Raw genomic sequence first — 23,967 nt, forward strand, 5'->3', positions numbered from 1 at the left:
TTATTGATCGTTATTTCCGAAAAGACTGCTATTAACTGCGGTCTTTTATATGTAGTATTTATTTACTATTTGCTATTGACTTTATACCTGTGGGGGTATATTATTAATCCTGTCATTGATATTTGTTTCATTGCGGGAGGCATAAATGATATATTTAATTTTAGTATTACTAGTATTACTAATTATATTATATAAAAGGTATTTTCCAGTCATCGGTGTAAAATATACTATGCTAGAAGAAGTTGATTCGACTAAATTAGAAATAATTGATTTAAGAGATTATAATGAATCCTATCAGAACCCAGTTGAAGGGTCACTAAATATCCCAATAGCCTACCTTAAAAGGCACACTAAAGAGATTCCACAAAAAGATTTACACATTTAGTTGTATCAAGTTTACTTGAGAGAAATGTTGGAATCCGTGCACTTAAACACAAGGGATATAAAATTGTTGGATATTCATTGGTTAGGCAAAATAGTATAAATGAATGTCGTCAATTAGAAATAAAGAACTGTTAAGGAGGTAAAGTCATGGACTATAATGATCAAATAAAAAATAGGGTGAAACGTATCGAAGGGCAGCTTAGAGGAATTTTACGTTTAATGGAAGAAGAAAAGGATTGTAAAGATGTTATAACTCAGTTATCTGCAGCTAGAACAGCCATTGATCGGACAATAGGGGTAATTGTAAGTTCAAATTTAGTCGAGTGTGTCAAAAAAGCAGAGGAAACGCAGGAAAGAAGTGCAGAAGAATTAATTAAAGAAGCAGTAGATCTATTAGTAAAAAGTCGATAAAAAAGGGTTGACACCCTCTTTTATTTTCTTTACTATGATACCCATAGGGGTAAAGGTAATAAAGATATTTTTTTTAAGTAATTAATACCCATATAGGTAATTACAATATAGGAGGTCACTAAAATGACAGAGAAGAAAAGAACAACTATCGTCTTATTGAGCGGAGATTATGATAAAGCAATGGCAGCTTATATTATTGCAAATGGTGCTGCAGCCTATGATCATGAAGTAACAATCTTTCACACTTTCTGGGGATTGAATGCTTTACGAAAAGATGAAAATATTGCAGTTGAAAAAGGATTTTTGGAGAAGATGTTTGCAAAAATGATGCCAAGAGGCGCTGATAACATGGGTCTATCAAGAATGAACTTTGCAGGTTTTGGACCTAAGTTAATTAAGAAGGTAATGAAGAAACACAATGCACTTCCTCTCCCTCAACTAATTGAAATGGCTAAAGAGCAGGATGTAAAATTAATAGCATGTACCATGACAATGGATTTACTAGGTTTGCAAGAAAAAGAACTTTTAGACAATATAGAATATGCCGGTGTAGCAGCTTATTTAGCAGAGGCTGAAAATGGTAATGTCAATCTGTTTATATAATTTTGAGAACCAAAGGAGGAACTATATTTGGAATATATTAATTACGCATTCATAGCAATTTTTATATTATTGATTGCCTATCGTTTCGTGCCAACAAAAGGCGTGCGAAATATTTCAACTACAGAATTAAAAAATGAACTAAAGGATAAAAATAAATTATTTATAGATGTAAGAACACCTGGAGAATATAAAGGAAATCACATTAGGGAATTCAAGAATATTCCACTTAATCAACTTGCACAAAAAGCGGAAAAAGAACTTTCGAAAGACAAAGAAGTAATTGTCATTTGTCAAAGTGGTATGAGAAGCGGGCAAGCAAGTAAGGTATTAAAAAAATTAGGCTATACGAAAATAACAAACGTAAAAGGCGGCATGAACGCTTGGTCATAATAATAGATAAAAGAGGAGGATATTCATATGAAAGCTCTAACTGCAAAGGAAGTTGAACAATTACTAAACCAAGGAAAAAAGTTAAATATTATTGATGTTCGAGAAGTTGATGAGGTAGCTGGCGGTAAGATACCTGGTGCTGTAAACATCCGGTTAGGATTATTGGAGTTCCGTATGCATGAATTAGATAAATCAAAAGAATATATCATGGTTTGCCGGTCTGGAGCAAGAAGTGGTCAGGCAACACAATTTCTTGAGTACCAAGGGTTTAATGTGACAAACATGACAGGCGGAATGATGTCCTGGGAAGGCAAAGTTGAATAGATTTTTTTGAAAAACAAAATACCCCTTAGGGTAAAAATGGAGGCTTTAAGATGGAGAAGTTGAAAGCAAACGTAATTTTAGATGCGAAGGGATTAGCATGTCCAATGCCAATTGTTAAAACAAAGAAGACAATGAGTGGATTAGAGGCTGGTCAAGTATTAGAAGTCCAAGCAACAGATAAGGGGTCAAAAGCTGATATTAAGGCATGGTCTGAAAGTACAGGGCATCAGTATTTAGGGACATTGGAGGAAGGAGAAGTATTAAGACATTATATAAGAAAGTCTTCAAATGATGAAAAAATTGAAAGAAAACATCCGAATGTCATTAATAATAGTGAACTCGAAAGGAAACTTGAAGCAAGTGAAAATATTGTTGTTCTTGATGTAAGAGAAACAGCAGAATATGTGTTTAATCATATACCTAATGCTATCTCTATTCCGTTGGGTGAACTAGAGCAACGTTCAGGTGAATTAGATAAAGAAAAAGAAATATATGTTGTTTGCCGGACAGGTAGTCGCAGTGACCTGGCTGCACAAAAGCTGGCAGAAAAGGGATTTACTAAAGTTATTAACGTAATCCCAGGAATGATTCAATGGTGCGGGAAAACAACTACACTATAGGATAAGTTTAGCCATATTTTTTTCAAACGATATATACCGTAGGGGGTAAAATAACATGACCGTCAATGCAATGACTTCTAAAGAGGTAACGAGAAAGGTATTTAGTAAGGAAGAATTATTTATTCTAGATGTTCGAAATGAGAGTGATTTTCAGGATTGGAAAATTGAAGGTGAGAATTTCAAATATTTAAACATCCCATATTTTGAATTGCTGGATGGTGTTGAAGGTATTATGGATAAGATTCCTTCTGATAAAGAAGTTTTGGTAGTGTGCGCGAAGGAAGGCTCATCTATTATGGTGGCAGAAATGCTCGCTGATGAAGGGCTGACAGTTTCTTACCTAAAGGGTGGTATGAAAGCTTGGAGTGAGCATCTAGAACCTGTAAAGGTTGGCGATTTAAAAGAAGCTGGCGAATTTTATCAGTTTGTACGTATTGGTAAAGGATGCTTATCTTACATGGTTGTGTCAAACGGCGAGGCCGCTATTATTGATGCCACTCGGATGACAGATATCTATCTTGAATTTGCTGACAGTATCGGTGCAAAAATTACTCATGTTTTTGACACACACCTACATGCGGACCACATCTCGGGTGGAAGAAACATTGCAGAAAAGACAGGCGCAACGTATTGGCTTCCTCCAAAAGATGCAACAGAAGTTACATTTGCCTACCAACCATTAGAAGATGGAAATCTTGTGGAAATTGGGAATGTAGAAATTAATATTCATGCCTTATATTCTCCTGGCCATACTATTGGGTCTACTTCATTTATTGTGGATGAAAAGTTTTTACTATCTGGAGATATCTTGTTTATTGACTCAATTGGAAGACCGGATTTAGCCGGATTGGCACAAGATTGGGTTGAAGATTTGAGAGAGAGTCTTTATAAACGCTACAGAGAATTATCAGAGGAATTACTCGTTCTTCCCGCTCACTTTATGATCATTGAAGAATTGAACGAAGATGGCAGTGTATCAGAAAAACTAGGAACATTATATGCTAAAAATCATGGCTTGAATATTAAAGACGAAAATGAGTTTAGAAAATTGGTAACGGAAAACTTACCACCACAACCTAATGCGTATCAAGAGATTCGTGAAACGAATATGGGGAAAATCAATCCCGATGAAGAAAAACAACGTGAAATGGAAATTGGGCCGAATCGCTGTGCCGTTCGATAAAAACAACAAATACTAGGGGGTAAAAGAAATGGAAGCAAATAAAATTTTAGATGCAAAAGGGCTAGCATGTCCGATGCCGATTGTTAGGACAAAAAAGGCAATAAATGAATTAGAAAGCGGTCAAGTATTAGAAATCCACGCTACGGATAAGGGAGCAAAAAATGATCTTACAGCATGGGCAAAATCAGGCGGTCACGAGCTAGTGAATCATGAAGTAGAGAACGATGTTTTGAAGTTCTGGATAAAAAAAGGTTAAGAAATAGGGAACCGATTGTGGTTCCCTTTTCTTAAGGGGGGAGGCAGTACCATGGATATTAGCTTTATAATTACTATTTTCTTAATTGGTTTTATTGGTTCATATATATCTGGAATGTTAGGAATAGGCGGTTCCATTATTAAATATCCAATGCTTCTATATATTCCACCTATATTTGGTTTAGCAGCATTTAGTGCCCACGAAGTTTCAGGAATAAGTGCTGTTCAAGTATTTTTTGCAACAATTGGTGGTGTTTGGGCGTACCGTAAAGGTGGGTACCTAAATAAAACACTTATAGGATATATGGGAGCCAGCATTTTAATTGGAAGTTTTGTTGGCGGTTATGGTTCAAGGGTAATGACAGAAGGAGCTATCAATTTAGTTTATGGTATATTAGCATTAATAGCGGCAGTCATGATGGTTGTTCCGAAAAAGGGTATTGATGATATTCCTCTTGATCAGGTGAAGTTTAATAAATGGCTGGCAGCATCGCTAGCATTAATTGTTGGAATTGGTTCCGGAATCGTTGGAGCTGCAGGTGCGTTTTTATTAGTTCCGATTATGCTAGTCGTATTAAAAATACCTACACGTATGACGATTGCATCTTCTTTGGCTATTACGTTCCTATCTTCAATCGGTGCCACCGTTGGAAAAATTACTACTGGACAAGTAGAATTCTTACCTTCCGTTATTATGATTATTGCCAGTCTTATTGCATCCCCATTAGGTGCCATGGCTGGTAAAAAGATAAACACAAAGATTTTACAAGTTGTATTGGCCCTATTAATTTTAGCAACAGCTACAAAAATTTGGATGGAAATAGTATAGCCTCAAGTAATAATATACCAGAGGCTATTTTGCAATTTCGTATACCCAGCTATTCATCCCGCCCGTCATATTATATATATTTGTAAAGCTATTGCTTGTTAGAATCTCACTAGCTTGTGTAGATCGATTTCCACTACGGCAAACCACTAGGTAAGGTTCAGTTTTATCTAAATCATTCAATTTATTTTCTAGCTCTTGAAGTGGTACCAATAGGGCATTAGGAATGTGGCCATCTTGATACTCTTCAGGTGTTCGAACATCCAGTACAACAACTTCCTTGTTATCGATGAGTTTCTTTGCCTCATCTGAAGATATATTTCGATATCCCTCGGTACTTATTCCACATGCAGCAAGGATTAAGAGGAATGCTATTACAAATATGAGCCTGAATCGATTCATTAAAATAACCACCTTTTTTATAATAAATACTCAATCATTTGTAAGTCTTATTATACCTCATAGGGTAACGTTATTTTCGACTGATATTTGACTAAAAAACAACAATATTAATTCTAGACCTTAGGTATGATATAATTATTTTCCTTGGCAGGGGCAAAAAAAAAGAAGCAGGGTTCATGATAAATGATCTCTGCTTCTTTTTTTATGCTCATTTGTAAGTGTAGGATTTAATAAAATTTGAAATAGTTTACAAAGGAGGAATACTCTACTATAATGGCTTTTATAACAAAAAAATGAATACTAGACAAATAGGTTTCTTAAATAATCAGCAAGATTTATTTAAGACTAAGAGGGAAGTTGGTGAAAGTCCAACACGGTCCCGCCACTGTAAGCGAGAAGGAAGGTTATAGATATCCACTGTGTTTTTTAACATGGGAAGGAATAATCGACCGATGATTCGCAAGTCAGGAGACCTGCCTATTATGTTTTTTAAGCTTCCTCGAGGAAAGGAATGTTTAAAGTGCAGGTAATCGATTACGTAATATTTATTATTAATTATGAAGATTGCATGTTATACGCTGTCTATAAGACTAAGTATTATAAATCTGCCTTTTTACACGCTTTCCGTAGGAAAAGCGTTTTTTTGTTGTCAAAAAGAAGTAGGAGGAAAAAAGTTATGAAAGAGAAGGTAAAAAAGTGGGGTTTATTCGGTGTTGTTCTTCTGGTAACCATGGGTTTAATTGTAGGCTGTGGTACACAGGGACAGGACTCAAAAGATAAAGCAGCTGCTACCCAAAACAACAAGACAGAAGTCGAAAGGGAAAGTGTAGATCAATTCCCGGTAACAATCACAGACGATGCTAATCGAGAGGTAACGATAGAGAAAGCACCAGAAACGATTGTTTCGATTCAGACAAGTAATACAGAAATAGCGTTTGCCCTTGGGTTAGGCGATAAAATCATTGGTGTTTCCGATTATGATAACTATCCACCTGAAGTAGAAAAAATAGAAAAGGTTGGAGCACAAGATATCAATGCAGAACTTGTTCTCTCACTTCTTCCGGATATGGCGCTTGTAACGGATTATCATTACAAAACACACCCGGATGTATTACAAAAGTTTGAAGAAGCTGGGATCGAAGTAATAGTTGTTGGCAGTGCTGCGTCTTTTGAGGATGTGTATAGCAAAATTGAGATGATTGGTGAGGCTGCCGGAAGTAAGACCGAAGCAGAAGAAATCGTTACGGATATGAAAGAGCGGCTTCAAACAATTAAAGACAAAGCGGCAGGGGCAGTCATTGATAAAAAGAAAGTTTGGGTAGAAGTTTCACCGGCCCCGGATATTTTTACGACAGGCCAAAACACCTTTATGCATGAGATGCTTGAATCCATTCAAGCCGAGAATGCTGCGGGGGATCAAGAGGGTTGGGTAAAGATGACGGAAGAAGAAATAGTAAAATTAAACCCTGATGTGATTATCACAACGTATGGCTACTATGTAGAAAATCCAACAGCTGGGGTGCTAAAACGCGAAGGATGGGCAGAAGTGCCAGCTATTAAAAATGGAGACATATTTGATGTGGATAGTGATACCGTTACGAGACCTGGACCTCGTTTAATTGAAGGAGTCGAGACACTTGCGGAACTTATCTATCCGGAAATTTTCAAACAATAAAATAGCTTGGTTGTATGTAATAAGCGGAGGGCTTTTACTTGGAATCTGCCTTCTTGGCTTGTTTTATAGTAGTGTAACCGTTACTGTTCCTACTATTTTACATATCATATTAGATAAAACGTTAAATATGGGTTGGCTGTCCGATGTAGCCAAAAATGAAGAAATGATTATTTGGAATATCCGTCTGCCAAGAGTTCTTCTAGCATTTTGCATAGGAGCATCCCTCGCATTAGCAGGTGCAGCTTTTCAAGGCCTTTTACGCAATCCATTAGCAGACCCCTATACGATAGGAGTATCCTCTGGTGCCTCCCTGGGCGCAGTTTTGGTATTGTTTTTCCAAGTAAGTATTGTCGGATTGGGTAGTTTTACACTTCCTGTTGTCGCGATAATATTTGGTTTAATTTCATTATTCATTGTATTTGGACTCGTTCGATTGAGCAGTAAAAGTTTAGCGATTGAAACTATTATTCTTGCCGGAATTATTGTTAGTGCCTTTATTGGCTCAATTGTTTCTCTCATTATTTCATTAAGTGATAGAGAATCTATGACCCAAATTATCTATTGGCTATATGGGAGTGTTGGAATGAGAGGATGGAGTCATATCCAACTAATCCTGCCATTTATGCTCATTGGTTCATTTATATTAATCTACCACTATCGAGAATTAAATGCCCTAGCACTGGGTGAGGATGCAGCAGATCATATTGGAGTTGATGTTAAAAAGGGAAAGACATTTGTTCTGATAGGTGCATCATTATTAACGGGAGCAGCTGTAGCTGTGTCAGGGTCGATCGGATTTGTTGGTCTTGTAATTCCACACTTAATCAGACTTGTTACCGGCCCGAATCATCGCCATGTCCTTCCACTATCCATGCTAGTAGGAGGAGCTTTTCTCATATTAGCTGATTTAATGGCAAGAACGATCATTGCTCCAAAAGAACTGCCCATTGGCGTAATCACTGCCTTAATAGGAGCACCTGTATTTGCTCTACTATTGATTAGAGAACGATTTGGGAAGGGGGCAAATAAATGATCACTGTTCAAAACTTAGTTGGCGGCTATACCCATTTCCCTATCATAAAGGGGCTAGATTTAGAAGTGAAAAAAGGAGAGTTTTTTGCCCTTCTAGGACCTAATGGAAGTGGGAAGACCACCCTTTTTAAGCTCATTACAGGGCAATTGCCGATATATAGCGGTAACATATCAATCTGTGGTGAAGAAATTTCAACTCTCTCAAAATTGGAAAAAGCGAAAAAAATGGCTGTTTTAACACAGGAAGTTCAAGTATCGTTTGATTATACCGTTGAAGAAATCATTAGCCTTGGGCGTTATCCTCATCAAAAGGGAATCTTTAAGCAACTTTCGAAGAAGGACCGTAAAGTTATTGAGGAGGTTATGGAAATAACCCAAATAGGTGAGTTTCGAAAAACTCAATTCCGAATGATTAGTGGTGGAGAAAAGCAAAGAGTCTTATTGGCCAAGGCTTTAGCACAAGAGCCTGAAATCTTATTATTGGATGAGCCTACCAATCATCTTGATATTAAACATACATTTCAAATGTTGAATCTACTAAAAGAACGACAAAAAACGACCGGATTAACCATTTTTGCGATTCTTCATGATTTGAATGTTGCTTCACTTTATGCAGATCGCGTAGCTTTACTACACAATGGGAGCTTTTTAGAAGCAGGAGAGGTGGATTTGTTAAGGAAAGAAGATCAATTAAAGAAGGTTTACGAGGTGAAAGTGAAATCTCAATCACATCCAACTGTTCCTAAACCACAGCTTCTGATGACACCAAACCACTTTTCATCCAGTCAGTTATTTAACTTTGAAGATTCTTATAAAATAATACAAAGTGAAGATTATCTTCATGTTCATTTTAATCGGCCTTTACGTACCATTTCCAATACTGCCGTTGGAGCAGGAATACAGTGGTTAAAGCAATTTTGTCAGTTTGAGGGACCAAAACCTGATAAGCAATTGCCTTATGATGCTGGAATCGTGACATCCGCAAAACTCGAGGATATGGTGATGGTAACGAAAGTAATAGAAGATATCCACATGATGGTAATTGTGACAGGAGGTACAGGTAAATCGATAAACATCATGTTGTTTATTGATTCCCATTTTACGGATGGTGCCCTTATTGATGGTTACATGTCAGCTGTTGAAGCGAAAGTAAAAACCATGCATGATCTTCAAATGTTTGAGAGTGGTGAATCATCAGATACCCTTCTACTTGCCCTTACACAGCAAGGAACAAATATAGCTCACGCAGGTTCAGGAACACTTGTCGGAAAAGCAATCGGTCAAATGGTGCATGGTGCCATAAAGGAATGTTTCAGCAAATATGCAGAAAAGATACACTAAGATTATAGATTGAAAAGGGGAATGGCAGATGACAGAGCGACGTATGGTAATTGCCGGAACTGGCAGCGGTGTGGGGAAAACCACTCTAACTATTGGGTTAATGGCGGCGTTAATGAAAAAGGGCTTAACCGTCCAGGGTTTTAAATGCGGACCAGACTATATTGATCCTTCCTATCATTCTGCTGTAACGAAACGAGCCTCCCGTAATCTAGATAGCTGGATGCTGACAAAAGATCTTGTGCTGGATATTTTCACTCATGGAAGCCGGGGGTCTGATATTTCAATTATCGAAGGGGTTATGGGCTTTTTTGATGGGAAAAGTCCAGAAACCAATGAGGGTAGTACAGCAGAAATTAGTATGATTACGAAAAGTCCGGTTTTGCTTGTTGTTAATTGTGAAAGTATGGCGAGAAGTGCTGCTGCAATCGTAAAGGGCTTTCAATTGTTTACTGAGGGCACTAATATTGCAGCTGTCATTGTCAATAAAGTCGGAAGTGAGGGTCACTTCCTGCTTGTAAAAAAGGCAATTGAGCAGGAATGTCGCATTCCTGTTATCGGTTATTTGAAACGAGAAATAGATATTGAGATTCCTGAGAGACATCTTGGACTTATTCCTTCTATGGAAAGAGGGGAATTGGATTCGTTTTTTGATAAATTAGGTACGCTTATCAGTGAAACTGTGGATATTGAGAAATTACTAGAATTAGCTGTTGCAGAACCGTTAAAGGGTTGTCGAAAGCCATCCATTTTTGAAAAGCAGAGGGACCATCTAGTGAAAATTGCGGTGGCAAAAGACAGTGCCTTTAATTTCTATTACCCTGAGAATCTAGAAATCATGGAAGCAAAAGGAATTGAAATAGTGTATTTCTCACCGCTTGGTGATGAGGAGTTACCTGATGATGTTGATGGACTTTATATTGGAGGCGGATTCCCTGAAGAGTTCGCACAAGACCTAGCTTGTAATCTAAAGGCAAAGCAATCGGTAAAGCAAGCGATAGAAAGTGGATTGCCTACACTTGCCGAATGTGGAGGCTTCATGTATTTAACTGAGTTCATAGAATCTACGGATGGGAAAAAATACGAAATGGCAGGTGTTATTCCTGGTAATGTACACATGCAAACAAAATTAGCGGCTTTAGGTTATCGAGAAATTACTGGACAAAATGCTAATTTTATTCTTGAAGAAATGTGTGCCAGGGGACATGAATTTCATTACTCAAATTTCCATACACTTGAAGAGGATATACCTTATGCTTATGAAACAAAAGGCATGGGAGGGATAAATAAAGAAGGGTATTTATTGCATAATTTAGTAGCCGGGTACACTCATTTTCATTTTGCCTCATGTCCAGAAATGGTTGAGAATTGGATAAAAAAATGTCTGGAGAATAGGGGGAAACACATATGACTAAACAAATAAATCGAAATGGCTTAACACTTGTTTATACGGGTCATGGAAAAGGAAAAACAACATCCTCTTTAGGGTTAGCCCTTCGTGGAATCGGTCGAGGGTTTAAAGTGAAAATCTATCAGTTTATTAAATCACCTGAACGTACATATGGAGAACAAATTGCACTAAATAAGCTAGGGGTGGAGATGGTGCAACTGGGAATCGGTTTCACTTGGACAAAAACACCAGAGGAACATAGAGAAGCTTTAAAGAAAGGATGGCCGAAAGCAAAGGAAGCGGTAATGAGCGGCGAGTATGATTTGGTAATATTAGACGAACTCAATAATGCATTAGCCATTGATAAGTTTCCAATTGATGATGTTTTGCCTCTACACGAAGTGATCGATTTAATCAAAAGTAAACCTTCGCATGTTCATTTAGTAATAACCGGAAGAGATGCCAAGCAAGAAATTAAAGACCTAGCAGATTTAGTTTCAGTTATTGAAGCGGAAAAACATTATTACAATGAAGGCATTCCAGCTGTAAAGGGAATAGAATTTTAAAATTTTGAAGGGGGTTATTATATGAGATTAATATCCATATGTCCAAGTAATACTGAATTAGCAGCATACTTAGGATTAACATCTTCTCTCGTAGGAGTGGATAACTATTCGGATTGGCCGGCGGATATTCAATCATTGCCTAGATTGGGACCTGATTTGAATATTGATATGGATAAAGTAGAAGCCTTACAGCCTGACTTAGTACTAGCCTCTCTCTCCGTACCAGGAATGGAACGCAATATCGAAGAGTTGAAGAAACGAAACATCCCTTTTGTCATTGTTCCTAATCCTACCTCATTAACAGAGGTAGGAGAAAGTTTATTATTTGTTGGAGAAGTTACGAACACCTCTGACAAGGCGAATCAATTATTTAAAAAATACAATCGAATACTCGAAAACTATCAATCTTTATCTGAGTCAGTACAAAAGCCTGCAACCCTTTATTGGGAATGGTGGGCGAAACCTATTTTTACTCCTGGAGCAACCAATTGGCTAACACAAATTAGTAAACTTGCAGGGGGAAAAAATGTATTTGAAGATATGGCACAATCAAGTGTTAAAACGGAGTGGGAAGAGGTTGTACAAAGAAATCCCGATGTTATTTGTGTTATTTGGGTGGGTGTACAGAAAGAAAAAGTAAATCCAAAGGTCATCCTAAAACGTCCTGGGACGGAAAAAATGAGTGCTATTAAAAACAATCAATTATATATTTTAGATGAGCCATTATTCTGCAGGCCTTCACCTAGATTGCTGCTCGGACTATTTAAGATAGCGAGTATCCTTCATCCTGATATTTACCCGCCATTTAACGAAAATAAAGATCCTTTATTAGATGACGAAGAATTTCTTTTATGGTAATTATTGAAATATTCTGATTACTAACATATAATGATTACAACAACTGGGTGAAACAACGCCATAGCACTGTGGCCAAAGTTGACCCGTAGATAAAAACTTAATCAAAATGACTATTTTCACTTAATCTTCCTTTGGCGGAGGAGGACGAGTTCTAAATTAGGGTCAGTAATGCAATCAATGGGATACTCATTTGTTTGTTTTGCTGGCTCTTTTTTTGTATGTAGAGTTGTCAGACAGAAGGGATATGTAGGAAGGGATTTCTAGAAAATGCAAATAATGTTAGGAGTGATCTTTAATTGATGAACTTTGAATTAACAAATGAGCAGCAAAGTGTAAAGGAAATGGTGAGGAAATTTGTCGATAAGGAAATTATTCCAAACATTCAGGGGTGGGATCGCCAAGGGCATTTCGAACCTTCGATTTTAAAGAAATTGGCTGATTTGCAAGTAATGGGTGTCTGTATTCCTGAAGAGTATGGCGGGGCCGGAATGGATTATAATACATTAGCTATCGTGTGCGCTGAATTAGAGCGAGGAGATACTGCTTATCGTACAGCCGTTTCTGTACATACTGGACTAAATAGCATGACGATTATGCAATGGGGAACAGAGGAGCAAAAACAAAAGTATTTAGTCCCCCAAGCACAGGGTCGTAAAATAGGTGCCTTCGGATTGACAGAACCAGATGCGGGTTCAGATGTAGCAGCTATGAATACATCAGCTGTGAGGGACGGAGATTACTATATTCTTAACGGATCTAAAACATGGATTTCTCTTTGTGATGTTGCTGACCACTTCTTGATTTTTGCCAAGACCAATCATGATATAGGGCATAAAGGAATCTCTGCATTTATTGTAGAACGTGGTTTTGAAGGAGTAGAAACAAAGGCTATTAAAGGGAAGCTGGGTATTCGCGCAGGTAATACTGGAGAAGTATTTTTGAACGAAGTAAAGGTTCCTGTTGAGAACAGATTGGGGGAAGAAGGGGAAGGGTTTAAAATTGCGATGTCGGCCCTTGATAACGGTCGATTTACAGTTGCTGCAGGAGCTGTTGGTTTAATAGAAGCGAGCCTTGAAGCAAGTCTTAAGTATTGCCGCGAACGGAAAACATTTGGCAAAGAAATTGGAAAACATCAGCTTGTTCAACAAATGATTGCAAAAATGAGTGCAAATCTTGAGATTTCCAGGCTTCTAGTTTTTAAGGCAGGGTGGTTAAAGAATCAGGGCAAACGAAATACAAAGGAGACGTCTCTAGCTAAGTGGGTTTCATGTGATGCTGCTTTTGATGCAGCAAATGATGCGGTTCAAATCCATGGTGCTTATGGGTATTCAGACGAATATCCAGTAGAACGCTTTTTGCGGAACTCTAAAGCCCCAGTAATCTATGAAGGAACAAGAGAAATTCATACAATTATGCAAGGTGAGTACGCTTTGGGTTATAGAGAAGATAAGACTCTTCGTAAACAATTACCATCATGGCCATTTGAGCAGGTTTCTGTTACGAATAATTAAAATAAAATGTGAATTAGCGAAACCGGTCATTTGACCGGTTTTTACAATGAATTCGTTTTCTGAATAATAGGGAAAAATGGACATCCAGCTTATTAAAGCTTTTAAATAATTTATAATTATCATATAATGTAGATATTTGAATCTATATTTAATTCTTATAAATCCTATATGGTTATTTTTGAGACAGAAAAGATGCGTAATATGGTATCACGCTTAATCGTGCCTCAACTGCATCTTTTGCGAGAAAATTCTAGAAGAAAAGGTTGGTAATAATGAATAGCAGTGAAACGAAGACAGAAGTCATTTTAATTGGTGCAGGAATAATGAGTGCGACTTTAGGGACCCTGCTAAAAGAATTAGTCCCTAAATGGGAAATTACTGTGTTTGAGAAGCTTGATAAAGCAGGTGAAGAAAGCTCAAACGAATGGAATAATGCTGGAACGGGACATGCAGCATTGTGTGAGCTTAACTATACGAAGGAAACTCCAGATGGATCAGTAGACATTAGTAAAGCTATACAAATTAATGAACAATTTCAGGTATCAATGCAGTTTTGGTCTTATCTGGTAAAAAGCAAGCTTATAAACAATCCACAGGATTTTATCAGACCGCTGCCTCATATGAGTTTAGTACTTGGAGAAGAAAATGTAACCTTTTTGAAGAAAAGGTTTGAAGCGTTAACAAAAAACCCCCTATTTCAAGGGATGGAATTTTCTGATGACCCTGAAAAGTTGATGGATTGGATTCCTCTTATCATGGAAGAACGTAATTTGAGTGAAGCGATAGCGGCAACAAAGATTGACACAGGTACGGATGTGAATTTTGGCGCTTTAACGCGGATGTTATTTGATCATTTAGAGAGTAAAAATGTAAAAGTTAAATACAATCATAGTGTTAATGATATTAAACGTACGAGTGATGGCTTATGGGAATTGAAAGTGCAGAATCGTTTTAGTAGTACGGTCAAACGTCATAAAGCAAAGTTTGTCTTTATCGGGGGCGGGGGCGGAAGCCTGCATTTACTGCAAAAATCTGGTATTCCAGAGAGTAAACATATTGGCGGATTTCCTGTAAGCGGTATATTTATGGTGTGTAATAACCCCGATATTGTATCACAGCACCATGCAAAGGTATACGGAAAAGCGAAGGTTGGGGCTCCGCCAATGTCTGTACCGCATCTTGACACAAGATTTATTGATAACAAAAAATCGCTGCTATTTGGTCCATTTGCCGGCTTTTCGCCGAAGTTTCTGAAAACGGGGTCAATGCTCGATCTAGTAACCTCTGTTAAACCAAATAATGTCTTAACGATGCTGGCTGCCGGTGCAAAAGAACTGTCGTTGACCAAATACCTCATTCAGCAGGTCATGTTATCAAAAGAACAGCGGATGGAAGAGCTGCGAGAGTTTATTCCGAATGCTAAAAGCGAGGATTGGGATTTTGTTGTAGCCGGCCAGCGTGTACAAGTGATCAAAGATACAGATGCCGGAAAAGGAACACTTCAATTTGGTACAGAAGTAATCACTGGTGCTGAAGGTTCCATCGCAGCTTTACTAGGCGCATCTCCGGGTGCTTCTACTGCTGTTCACGTTATGCTTGAAGTTATGGCTAAATGTTTCCCGCAGCAAATGAAAGAGTGGGAGCCAAAAATTAAAAAAATGATTCCTTCGTTCGGTGTGTCATTAATGGAAAACACAGAGCTTCTGAAGGAAGTTCATACTACAACAGCCCAAACACTTGGTCTAAGCGAAAAAGAGCTTGTCTTTAGTTGATTTTTTCTACCAATTATAAAAAGTTGAACCATTCATAGGTTCAGCTTTTTTATTTGTTTTCATAGAGGCATACAATACGCTTTCTTGGAATATGTGGAAATATTAAGGAAATAATAATGTTATCTAGTTTTCTAAGGGGTTTTTGGGTATGAGTTTCTATAAAGAGAAAACAACATTAACTAGTTCTTCAAATGATAGCAGGCAGCTTTGTGATGATATAGAGAAAAATATAAATATGTTAGAAGAACATTTTTTCCATACAGAAGATTTAATGAAAAAAGAACTGCAATTTCAAGATCAGAAGTGTGTCCTTCTTTATCTTGAATCGTTGGTGAAGAAGGAAATACTTCAATCTTCAATTATTGAGCCAATTTTAGCAATGCAAGCGAGTGAGATTGAAAAAACAGTTCACGCAGCAGAAATCAAAACGACTTCCGCAATTTTAGAAGCAGGGAAACAATTATTAGATGGATTCTGTGTGATTTTAATAGAGAATAATCACCAAGCCTATTTGGCTTCTGTCGGAGGAATTGAAGGAAGGGCGACTCAAGAACCAGATAGCGAGCGTACCATTAAAAGTACTCATGACGGATTTGTTGAAGATTTTAGTTCGAATCTGCACCTTTTACGAAAGAGAATCAAAAGCCCGCAGTTAAAGGTGAAATATTATACAATTGGAAGCCTTACGAATACGAGAGTGGGTATCGTTTATCTTGAGAATCTTGCCAATAAAAAGCTTGTTGAAGAAGTGGAACGAAGATTATCGTCGATTGAAATCGATCAGCTCTATTTAACAGGTGAGTTAGAGGAGCTTATTGAAGACCATCCATTTTCTCCCTTTCCACAAATTTTGACTACAGAAAGGCCAGACAGAGCAGTTTCCTACCTAACAGAAGGTAAAATTACCATCATAGTCGACGGGAATCCTCGTGTGCTGGTTGCCCCTATTACTTTTTTTGCCTTTTACCAAGCATCTGATGACTATAGCAGCAGGTGGATGATTGGTTCATTTTTTCGCATCATTCGCATTTTTAGTTTTATTGTCACGATTAGCTTGCCGGCAATCTATGTCGCGATCGTATCATTCCATTCAGAGGTCCTTCCAATTGGAATTCTTTACACCATCAGGACTTCTTTGGAGTATGTTCCATTTCCCCCATTTGTGGAGGCCGTTGCGATGCAAATCATTTTGGAACTTTTAAAAGAAGCTTCGATTCGTCTGCCTTCACCTATCGCCCAAACCATCGGAATTGTTGGGGGGTTAGTGATTGGGACTGCAATCGTTGATGCCCATATCGTGTCAAATATGATGATTGTCATCATTGGCTTTACCGCCATCGCCTCCTTTGTGGCACCAATCAATGAAATGGGGACAAGTGTAAGATTATTGGGGTTTCCTACCATGATAGCTGCATCACTGTTTGGCTTCTTTGGAATTGTATTTGTGCTGATGCTGGTCTTTATGCACTTAAGTAAATTAGATTCATTTGGAACGCCCTATTTTGCACCATTAGCTCCATTTAAGAAAGAAGATTTAAAGGATACGTTCATCAGGCTTCATATATTGCAATTAAAAACTCGTCCGACTGACGCAAGGCCTGCCTATGCTAAACAACTAGGGCGGACAAGGGCGTGGAAAAAGAAATGACAAACAACATTACAAAATTTCAGCTATTTTTTATTTTCATCCAAAGTCAAATTGGAGTCGCTCTATTATCCTTGCCGCATGATGTGCAAAAAAGTGCGAAAGGAGATGGATGGCTTTCTACCCTGATTGCGGGAGTGGCAGTTCAATTGATGCTAATCATTTATTGGCAATTACTAAGACGATTTCCTACGCTCATTTACACCGAAATTACACAAAAGATTCTTGGCGTTTTTTTAGGAAAAGTTCTTAACCTATTGATTTATCTAAATTTCATCCTAGTTGGAGGTCTAGCGACAATATTATTTGTTAAACTCGTAAAATTATGGTTATTGCCGTTAACACCCAGTTGGATCATCTCGTTACTAATCCTTACATCATGTGTTTATTTAGCAATCAGCGATTTAAAAATAATCGCCAGATTTTTTGTTCTGGCCTCTTCTTTAATCCTGTTATTAGCAGTTACTTCAATTTTCGGATGGTTTACAACCAAAGAGATTCAATACATCCTTCCCCTTGGCAGTTCCGGATTAAAAAATATCATAGTGGGAAGTCAGAATTCTCTGCTTGCAATGTTAGGATTTGAAGGGCTGCTCTTTCTCTTTCCCTTCATTATCGAAAATAAAAAGGGAGTTTTTAAGACGATATCAATGGCCAATCTGTTTATCACTTTATTTTATACTTATTTTGTTTTTATTACAGTCATTAGTTTTAGCAGCAATCAACTTGCACAAATGAGAGAACCGGTTCTAAACTTACTCAGAGGCATGTCTTATAATATGATCGATCGTGTGGATCTCATCTTTCTGTCAATATGGATTGTCCCAATGGCCACCTCGACCATTAGTTACTTGTATTTTGCGAGCAAAAGTGTGGGTGCAAAAAAGAAACAATACCCAAAGGTTGTTTTATTAAATGGGCTTATCCTTTTTTTAATTACCTTAATTCCACACGATGATGCGATTATTACGCTATTTAACAAATATGTCTCATACTTAAGTTATGTGGTTGTATTTTTGATTCCAACTTTGTTATTAATTCTTTCTATTTTATTGAAAAAGAATGAAATGAGTGAATCTACATGAGAAAAATATCGCTGATGATTTTATTTATTATCCCTATCCTATTAACTGGCTGTTGGGATCAGCGGCTTCTCGTGAATCGAACACTTGTGAATGGAATTAGTTTCGATCTTACGAAGGAAGGAAAAATTGCTGCATCGGTTCGAGCCTTATATATAAAAAGTATGGGAGGAGGACAATTTGAATTATTTGATGAACTCGTAAAAGCAGAGAGACCAACCGTTGCTGGGTTGGCGTTAGACTTGGACAGTAAAATTTCAGGAGAGATTGATGCTAGTAAAGCTCATGTTGTAATCATAGGTGAAGAACTAGCGAAAAAAGGAATTCATCCGTTCATTGAGTTTTTTTACCGGAATCGAGATTCGTATATTTCTTCCAAAATTGTCATTAGTAAAGGGAAGGGAAAAGAGATTCTTTCAGTTGAAAAAGAAAAAAGTCCCATTGCCTTTGTTATTTTGCAATTGCTGAATAGTGCTGAAGCAGACACGGTCATCCCGAAAAAAAATACCTTTACAGTATGGAATAACATATTGGATCCAGGTAAAGATATGGTTTTGCCCTACCTTGAGCGAGTAGAGTCCAATAAAGTGGAGGTCGCCGGCGTGGCGTTATTTAACGGTGATATCTATACAGGTACAACTTTATCAAAAGAAAAAAGCGGTATACTTTTGTCGATGATGAATCAATTAGGAAAGTCGAACAGAATGGCACTCATCCTAAATCCAAAAAGTAAGAGACAATCCATTTCTTTTTCAATTAGAGATTTAAGACGAGATCTAGAAGTTAAGGTGGATAAGGATGATCAAATAACGTGCAAGATTGATCTCAACATGGATATTGAAGTGTTAAGCTTTCCTCAGGATTTTAAAGAACCACTAAATATAGAAAAATTAAATCAAGATTTGTCTGATGAATTAACGAAACAAGCAAGGGGAATCACCAGCACTTTACTGAAGGCAAATTGTGATGCTCTGGGGATTGGTCAGCGTATTTCAAGCTTTCACCATGGACTATGGAAGAAAATCGATTGGGATAAGGAATATAAAAACGTAGAATTTGTGCCTAAAGTGAATGTAAACATCATTAAGACGGGGAACGTTTTTTAGAAGCAGGAGCTATTATCAAAAAGAGGCGATTCCTATTTGGGAATCGCCATAAAAATATTGAGAACTATGTAATGTGGAATGTATTTTCACTTATCTATGCTGATCCACTAGAATCTGATTACCATCTGGATCTTCAATTGTAAAATGTGCTGGACCTTGACTGGACTCATCTGCTTCAGTGATTAAATTAATCCCTTTTTCTTTTAGCTGCTTTTGTAGATTACGAATGTCTGTAAAAGATTCAAGATTTTCGGCATTTTCATTCCAGCCTGGATTAAAAGTAAGAATATTTTTATCAAACATCCCTTGGAATAAACCAATAATGCAATTTTCATTCTTCATAATCAGCCAATTTTGAGTAATATCTCCACCAAAAACCTGAAATCCAAGGTTTTCGTAAAATGATTTTGATACGTGAATATCTTTAACCGTTAGACTTACAGAAAATGCGCCAAGTTTCACCATTTCTACCTCCTATTAATTTAATGAAAAATTATGATATCAAGTAAAGTATAAACTACTACTATTAAATGTACAATATTTACCAAATAACTGTAGTATGAACAATCCGAAAGAAAAAAAGTTAATTTATGGAATATGAAATTCAGAAGTAGGATATTTTAACTAGTAGAGGAAATTTGAAGAAGGTTCGGGTGAATACTTTATGCTCTCCAAAAGACACAAATTATTTAATGTAGCCATTATAGTGATTCCGTGGTTATCGTTGTTATTTCTAAGAAAGCGTGAAGTAAAACGTTTCTCCTTTGCGGGCGTTGTCATTGTCATTTTTGAAATCATCAATCACTTGATTGGTCATAAGCGAAACTGGTGGAAATTTTACGACAAACGAAATTCATTCATAAAAAATGAACTCCCTTTCAGTATAGGTCCATATATGCCAATGTCCATTTGGTTACTAAAATACTCATATGGTAACTTTAAGAAGTTCGTAGGACTTAATGTCATAGCAGATGGAGTATTTGCTTTTCTATTGATGGACATACTTAAAAAGCTAAAAATAATCAGATTAAAACGGTTAAACCGCATACAATTTTTTATTTACCTGCATTATAAAGCATACATATTATATGGAGTACAATACTTGGTTGAGAATAAGAGGGTATTTAGACGGTAATCTTTTTTTAGCGCCATCCTATAGGGGGTGGTGATTTTTTTATAAAATAAGTCAGTAAAGTTCGAAAAATTGTAATATTTATGACGATTTTAACCTTTCTACCTTATGTATAATAAAAACATAGAAAGGTGGAGAAAGTAATGAGAAAACGAAATGTTAGCTTTAAAAAATTGGTGAATGATAATAAACAGGAATTGAAAAGTGATACTAAAGCAATGGAGAGAATCGAGGCAAAAATTGATAATAAACATTCAAAAAGGTAAATTTCTGATATATAGCCAATAAAAGGAGCAGTCCATAATGTAAAATGGATGCTCTTTAATTATTTTAATAGAAGAAAAATTAGATTAAAATTGATATACTTAAGGTAAATGACAAGCATGGAGATGTTCAACTTGAACTTTATTACGAAACTATTTGCAAAAGAAACAAAATTGAAAATAGATTTTTGTGAAAAAAACCTAGATCGTTTTTTGCCTGAAGAACTGCAAAATGCTTACAGTGCTTTTTTTGGTAAAAAGAATATAGAATATAAAGAGTATAAATGTCAAAGTAGATGCGAGGAATGCAAAATATCTCCATATGCGATTGTAAATGGTGAATTTATTGCAGCTGATGACACAGCACAATTATTGGAAAAACTTAAGCAGATGCAAGGTAATAAAAAGTAGTGTACAATGCATTGGTGTGGTGGTATAATTCTTCATGTAATATTTTTTTGTGCCCTTGATATGCGGGTGTAGTTTAGTGGTAAAACCACAGCCTTCCAAGCTGTTGTTGTGGGTTCGATTCCCATCACCCGCTCCAAATTACTCTAAATGGGCCTATAGCTCAGCTGGTTAGAGCGCACGCCTGATAAGCGTGAGGTCGATGGTTCGAGTCCATTTAGGCCCACTTCAATAATTTGATACATAAACCGAACTTAAATAGTTCGGTTTTTTTGCGTTTATAGGGAAATGATATGAAAAAAGAAAAAGAGAGGTAATGAATACATGCCTGAACTTCCAGAAATGGAAAATTACCGATTATTATTAAATCAAAAAATAGCAGGTCAAGTCATAACGCAAGTACAAATCAATCGAGAAAAATCCATTAATGTAAACCCTATGTTATTCACTAATAGTGTTGCAAACCAAAAGGTGCTGACAGTCAACCGTAGAGGGAAGCATTTATTATTTCAATTAGAGAATGGACAGGTACTTTTGCTTCATTTAATGCTTGGCGGTTGGATGTATTATGGGACAGAGGAAGACAAACCAAATCGAACCATTCAAGTTCGGTTATCGTTTGGAACCCGCCATCTTTATTTTATTGGGCTGCGTCTTGGCTATTTGCATTTATACAGTGAACAGGATGTACAACAAGAATTATCATCACTCGGCCCAGAGCCATTAGAGCCTCAATTCAGTTTACAATCCTTTTTAAAGTTACTGGAGGATAGGCGGGGGAAAATAAAAACAAAACTTCTCGATCAAGAGTTTATTGCAGGGATTGGGAATTGTTATTCCGATGAAATATGTTATCACGCAGGAATTTTGACGAAACGGAGTATAGAGGATATAGGTGAGCCCGAACGGGGGAAACTTTATGATTCGATGAAACATGTTCTTCTTGATGCTTTGAAGCATGGAGGCTACATGGATAATCCTTTTTATCAAGGTGACAGCCTTACTGGCGGCTATAATAATCTTTGTCTTGTGTATGATCGTGAAGGAGAGAATTGCAAACGATGCGGGGGCACGATCATAAAAGAGAAGATTTCATCTCGGAAAACGTTTTTCTGTCCGAACTGTCAAAAATAGCAAGAATCCTATCTTACTGGGTAGGATTCTTTTTTTGAAGAATTAGAAAATTTGTCAAAAATAATTCAAACTTATTGTTTCGCTTCTTGTATAAATGTAATATACTATTTATAAATAAGTATAGCACATTTGTATAATTTCTAAAAAATTTAACATAATTAAATTGAAAAGGGGGTCAATGTGATTAAACTGTCGAAACGCCAAGACGAAATTCTTAGGATAGTGAAAGAAAGTGGTCCCATCACTGGCCAGCAGATAGCTGAAAAGCTTTCATTATCCAGAGCTGCATTAAGGCCAGACTTAGCGATCCTGACAATGGCCGGTAATTTAGATGCCAGACCAAGGGTTGGATATTTTTTTAATCATAATTATGAGGTTAAGCAACAGGCCGAGATATTTATCAATCAAAAAGTTGCTGATTATAAAGCCCACCCAATTGTTGTTGATAAATCCACTTCTGTGTATAACGCAATTGTTCAATTATTTTTAGAAGATGTCGGTACACTTTATGCGGTAGATGGTACTGGATATTTGGCAGGCGTTATTTCTAGAAAAGATTTACTTAGAACAGCTATTGGCAATCAAGATTTGCAAGAGTTGCCATGCAGTGTAATTATGACTAGAATGCCTAACATTATCACCATCACACTCGAAGAAACATTATTAGAAGCTGCTAAAAAGATGATTACGAATCACATTGACTCCTTACCAGTAGTGAAAGAAATCAATCCGGGAAACCATACATATTTACTTGTCGGTCGGATTACGAAAACAACGATTACAAAAGCATATCTAGAAATGATGGAGCAAAATTTGTTATAAAGGGGAGTGGCAGTGATATTGGGAGAGAAGGATGTTGTCTATGTGGTTTCAGACTCGGTTGGGGAAACAGCTGAGTTTGTTGTTAAAGCGGTAGCAACACAATTTAATGGAGGAAATATAGAGATCCGGCGCAATTCCTACGTGGAGGATTTTGAGGACATTGAGGATGTTATTATTCTAGCAAAATCAAGAAAGTCGATTATCGCATATACAATTGTCATTCCAGTGTTAAAGGATTACTTAGATCGACGAGCTAAAGAAGAAAGTATTATGGCGGTGGATTTACTAAGTCCATTGATGAATGCCTTCACGACCAGTTTCGATAAGAAGCCTCACCATCAGCCTGGCTTAATGAGGAAATTGGATGAAGAATATTTTAAAAAAATTGAAGCAATTGAATTCGCCGTTAAATATGATGATGGACGTGATCCCCGCGGAATTCTTAAGGCAGATATCGTCCTAATTGGTGTATCGAGAACTTCGAAAACACCATTATCGATGTATTTGGCACATAAGCGATTTAAGGTTGCCAATGTTCCACTGGTTCCAGAAGTTCCAGCACCAGACGAGTTGTTTGAGATTCCTAGAAAGAATTGCATCGGATTAATCATTTCTCCAGATAAATTAAACGAGATTCGTATTGAGAGGCTAAAGGCATTAGGATTAGGTTCCAAAGCAAGTTATGCAAGCTTCGAAAGAATACTAGATGAATTAGATTATGCAGAAAAAATTATGAAGCGTGTAGGCTGTCCAATTATCAATGTTTCAAATAAAGCGATAGAAGAAACAGCTGGATTAATTTTAGAAGTGTTGAAAAAAGAGAGGAGCTTATGAT

28 protein-coding genes, 2 tRNA genes and 1 riboswitch are annotated in these 23,967 nt (G+C 36.9%); of the genes, 28 read left to right on the top strand and 2 right to left on the bottom strand.

Annotation, left to right across the window (positions count from 1 at the left end; all coding sequences use genetic code 11):
* Nucleotides 1–145: 145 nt before the first annotated feature.
* From H0184_RS09775 to H0184_RS09815, 9 genes are all read left to right on the top strand, one after another.
* Nucleotides 146–385: a rhodanese-like domain-containing protein gene (locus tag H0184_RS09775; protein WP_221823851.1), complete on the top strand. Its 240-nt coding sequence runs from the start codon at nt 146–148 to the stop codon at nt 383–385.
* A gap of 146 nt (nt 386–531) precedes the next feature.
* Entirely contained in the window at nt 532–795 is a 264-nt protein-coding gene (locus H0184_RS09780; RefSeq protein WP_221823853.1) for a metal-sensitive transcriptional regulator, read from the top strand.
* Nucleotides 796–918: 123 nt separating this feature from the next.
* Nucleotides 919–1,398 carry a DsrE/DsrF/DrsH-like family protein gene (locus H0184_RS09785; protein WP_221823855.1) on the top strand — a complete coding sequence of 160 codons (480 nt, stop codon included), beginning with the start codon at nt 919–921 and terminating at the stop codon, nt 1,396–1,398.
* Between the two features lie 27 nt (nt 1,399–1,425).
* A complete protein-coding gene (locus H0184_RS09790) occupies nt 1,426–1,788 on the top strand; it encodes a rhodanese-like domain-containing protein (RefSeq protein WP_221823857.1) in 363 nt (120 codons plus the stop codon).
* A 27-nt stretch (nt 1,789–1,815) separates the two neighbouring features.
* Nucleotides 1,816–2,112, top strand: coding sequence for a rhodanese-like domain-containing protein (locus tag H0184_RS09795; RefSeq protein WP_221823859.1), 297 nt, complete (start codon nt 1,816–1,818; stop codon nt 2,110–2,112).
* Nucleotides 2,113–2,162: 50 nt separating this feature from the next.
* On the top strand, nt 2,163–2,732 hold the full coding sequence (locus tag H0184_RS09800; protein ID WP_221823862.1) for a sulfurtransferase TusA family protein: 570 nt from the start codon (nt 2,163–2,165) through the stop codon (nt 2,730–2,732).
* Between the two features lie 55 nt (nt 2,733–2,787).
* Nucleotides 2,788–3,915 (top strand): MBL fold metallo-hydrolase, encoded by a 1,128-nt coding sequence (locus H0184_RS09805; protein ID WP_221823864.1) that lies wholly within the window; start codon nt 2,788–2,790, stop codon nt 3,913–3,915.
* A 28-nt stretch (nt 3,916–3,943) separates the two neighbouring features.
* On the top strand, nt 3,944–4,171 hold the full coding sequence (locus H0184_RS09810) for a sulfurtransferase TusA family protein (RefSeq protein ID WP_221823866.1): 228 nt from the start codon (nt 3,944–3,946) through the stop codon (nt 4,169–4,171).
* A gap of 51 nt (nt 4,172–4,222) precedes the next feature.
* Entirely contained in the window at nt 4,223–4,999 is a 777-nt protein-coding gene (locus tag H0184_RS09815; protein ID WP_221823868.1) for a sulfite exporter TauE/SafE family protein, read from the top strand.
* Between the two features lie 24 nt (nt 5,000–5,023).
* Here H0184_RS09815 and H0184_RS09820 read toward each other — a convergent pair whose 3' ends face one another.
* Nucleotides 5,024–5,398 carry a rhodanese-like domain-containing protein gene (locus H0184_RS09820; protein ID WP_221823870.1) on the bottom strand — a complete coding sequence of 125 codons (375 nt, stop codon included), beginning with the start codon at nt 5,396–5,398 and terminating at the stop codon, nt 5,024–5,026.
* 294 nt (nt 5,399–5,692) lie between these two features.
* A riboswitch (cobalamin riboswitch) is annotated at nt 5,693–5,893 on the top strand.
* Nucleotides 5,894–6,074: 181 nt separating this feature from the next.
* Between H0184_RS09820 and H0184_RS09825 the strand changes: the two genes are divergently transcribed.
* The 11 genes from H0184_RS09825 (at nt 6,075) to H0184_RS09875 (ending at nt 19,373) form a co-directional block, all read left to right on the top strand.
* Nucleotides 6,075–7,073: an ABC transporter substrate-binding protein gene (locus H0184_RS09825; protein ID WP_221823871.1), complete on the top strand. Its 999-nt coding sequence runs from the start codon at nt 6,075–6,077 to the stop codon at nt 7,071–7,073.
* Entirely contained in the window at nt 7,036–8,106 is a 1,071-nt protein-coding gene (locus tag H0184_RS09830) for a FecCD family ABC transporter permease (RefSeq protein ID WP_221823873.1), read from the top strand. The genes H0184_RS09825 and H0184_RS09830 overlap by 38 nt, the downstream gene beginning before the upstream one ends.
* A complete protein-coding gene (locus H0184_RS09835; protein WP_221823875.1) occupies nt 8,103–9,446 on the top strand; it encodes an ABC transporter ATP-binding protein in 1,344 nt (447 codons plus the stop codon). The genes H0184_RS09830 and H0184_RS09835 overlap by 4 nt, the downstream gene beginning before the upstream one ends.
* Before the next feature lie 28 nt (nt 9,447–9,474).
* A complete protein-coding gene (locus H0184_RS09840) occupies nt 9,475–10,854 on the top strand; it encodes a cobyrinate a,c-diamide synthase (protein WP_221823877.1) in 1,380 nt (459 codons plus the stop codon).
* On the top strand, nt 10,851–11,399 hold the full coding sequence (locus H0184_RS09845; protein ID WP_221823879.1) for a cob(I)yrinic acid a,c-diamide adenosyltransferase: 549 nt from the start codon (nt 10,851–10,853) through the stop codon (nt 11,397–11,399). The genes H0184_RS09840 and H0184_RS09845 overlap by 4 nt, the downstream gene beginning before the upstream one ends.
* A 21-nt stretch (nt 11,400–11,420) precedes the next feature.
* Nucleotides 11,421–12,257, top strand: a complete 837-nt coding sequence (locus tag H0184_RS09850; RefSeq protein WP_221823882.1) for a cobalamin-binding protein — start codon at nt 11,421–11,423, stop codon at nt 12,255–12,257.
* 299 nt (nt 12,258–12,556) lie between these two features.
* Entirely contained in the window at nt 12,557–13,768 is a 1,212-nt protein-coding gene (locus H0184_RS09855) for an acyl-CoA dehydrogenase family protein (RefSeq protein ID WP_221823980.1), read from the top strand.
* Nucleotides 13,769–14,040: 272 nt separating this feature from the next.
* Nucleotides 14,041–15,540: a malate:quinone oxidoreductase gene (locus tag H0184_RS09860; RefSeq protein ID WP_221823890.1), complete on the top strand. Its 1,500-nt coding sequence runs from the start codon at nt 14,041–14,043 to the stop codon at nt 15,538–15,540.
* Nucleotides 15,541–15,688: 148 nt separating this feature from the next.
* Nucleotides 15,689–17,188, top strand: a complete 1,500-nt coding sequence (locus H0184_RS09865) for a spore germination protein (RefSeq protein ID WP_221823892.1) — start codon at nt 15,689–15,691, stop codon at nt 17,186–17,188.
* On the top strand, nt 17,173–18,270 hold the full coding sequence (locus tag H0184_RS09870; protein ID WP_221823894.1) for a GerAB/ArcD/ProY family transporter: 1,098 nt from the start codon (nt 17,173–17,175) through the stop codon (nt 18,268–18,270). Before H0184_RS09865 ends, H0184_RS09870 begins: the two co-directional genes overlap by 16 nt.
* Nucleotides 18,267–19,373, top strand: a complete 1,107-nt coding sequence (locus H0184_RS09875; protein ID WP_221823896.1) for a Ger(x)C family spore germination protein — start codon at nt 18,267–18,269, stop codon at nt 19,371–19,373. Before H0184_RS09870 ends, H0184_RS09875 begins: the two co-directional genes overlap by 4 nt.
* A gap of 90 nt (nt 19,374–19,463) precedes the next feature.
* Here the strand turns inward: H0184_RS09875 and H0184_RS09880 are convergent, their stop codons facing one another.
* On the bottom strand, nt 19,464–19,835 hold the full coding sequence (locus H0184_RS09880; protein WP_221823982.1) for a VOC family protein: 372 nt from the start codon (nt 19,833–19,835) through the stop codon (nt 19,464–19,466).
* 202 nt (nt 19,836–20,037) lie between these two features.
* Between H0184_RS09880 and H0184_RS09885 the strand changes: the two genes are divergently transcribed.
* The 8 genes from H0184_RS09885 to H0184_RS09920 all read left to right on the top strand — a co-directional run bounded on the left by H0184_RS09885 (nt 20,038) and on the right by H0184_RS09920 (nt 23,966).
* Nucleotides 20,038–20,508, top strand: coding sequence for a hypothetical protein (locus H0184_RS09885; protein ID WP_221823898.1), 471 nt, complete (start codon nt 20,038–20,040; stop codon nt 20,506–20,508).
* Between the two features lie 140 nt (nt 20,509–20,648).
* On the top strand, nt 20,649–20,771 hold the full coding sequence (locus tag H0184_RS09890) for an FbpB family small basic protein (RefSeq protein ID WP_221823900.1): 123 nt from the start codon (nt 20,649–20,651) through the stop codon (nt 20,769–20,771).
* A gap of 132 nt (nt 20,772–20,903) precedes the next feature.
* The gene (locus H0184_RS09895; protein WP_396953587.1) at nt 20,904–21,179 is read left to right on the top strand and encodes a DUF1450 domain-containing protein; all 276 of its coding nucleotides are present in this window, start codon (nt 20,904–20,906) and stop codon (nt 21,177–21,179) included.
* Nucleotides 21,180–21,241: 62 nt separating this feature from the next.
* Nucleotides 21,242–21,315, top strand: a tRNA-Gly gene (locus H0184_RS09900).
* 13 nt (nt 21,316–21,328) lie between these two features.
* Nucleotides 21,329–21,402 (top strand) — tRNA-Ile (locus H0184_RS09905).
* Between the two features lie 98 nt (nt 21,403–21,500).
* On the top strand, nt 21,501–22,310 hold the full coding sequence (gene mutM, locus H0184_RS09910) for a bifunctional DNA-formamidopyrimidine glycosylase/DNA-(apurinic or apyrimidinic site) lyase (RefSeq protein WP_221823902.1): 810 nt from the start codon (nt 21,501–21,503) through the stop codon (nt 22,308–22,310).
* A gap of 180 nt (nt 22,311–22,490) precedes the next feature.
* Complete coding sequence (locus tag H0184_RS09915; RefSeq protein ID WP_221823904.1) at nt 22,491–23,132, top strand: helix-turn-helix transcriptional regulator; 642 nt, start codon at nt 22,491–22,493, stop codon at nt 23,130–23,132.
* An 18-nt stretch (nt 23,133–23,150) separates the two neighbouring features.
* Nucleotides 23,151–23,966 (top strand): pyruvate, water dikinase regulatory protein, encoded by an 816-nt coding sequence (locus H0184_RS09920; protein WP_221823985.1) that lies wholly within the window; start codon nt 23,151–23,153, stop codon nt 23,964–23,966.
* Nucleotide 23,967: the final 1 nt, after the last annotated feature.

Source organism: Neobacillus niacini, assembly GCF_019749295.1.
Lineage (GTDB): Bacteria > Bacillota > Bacilli > Bacillales > Cytobacillaceae > Neobacillus > Neobacillus niacini_D.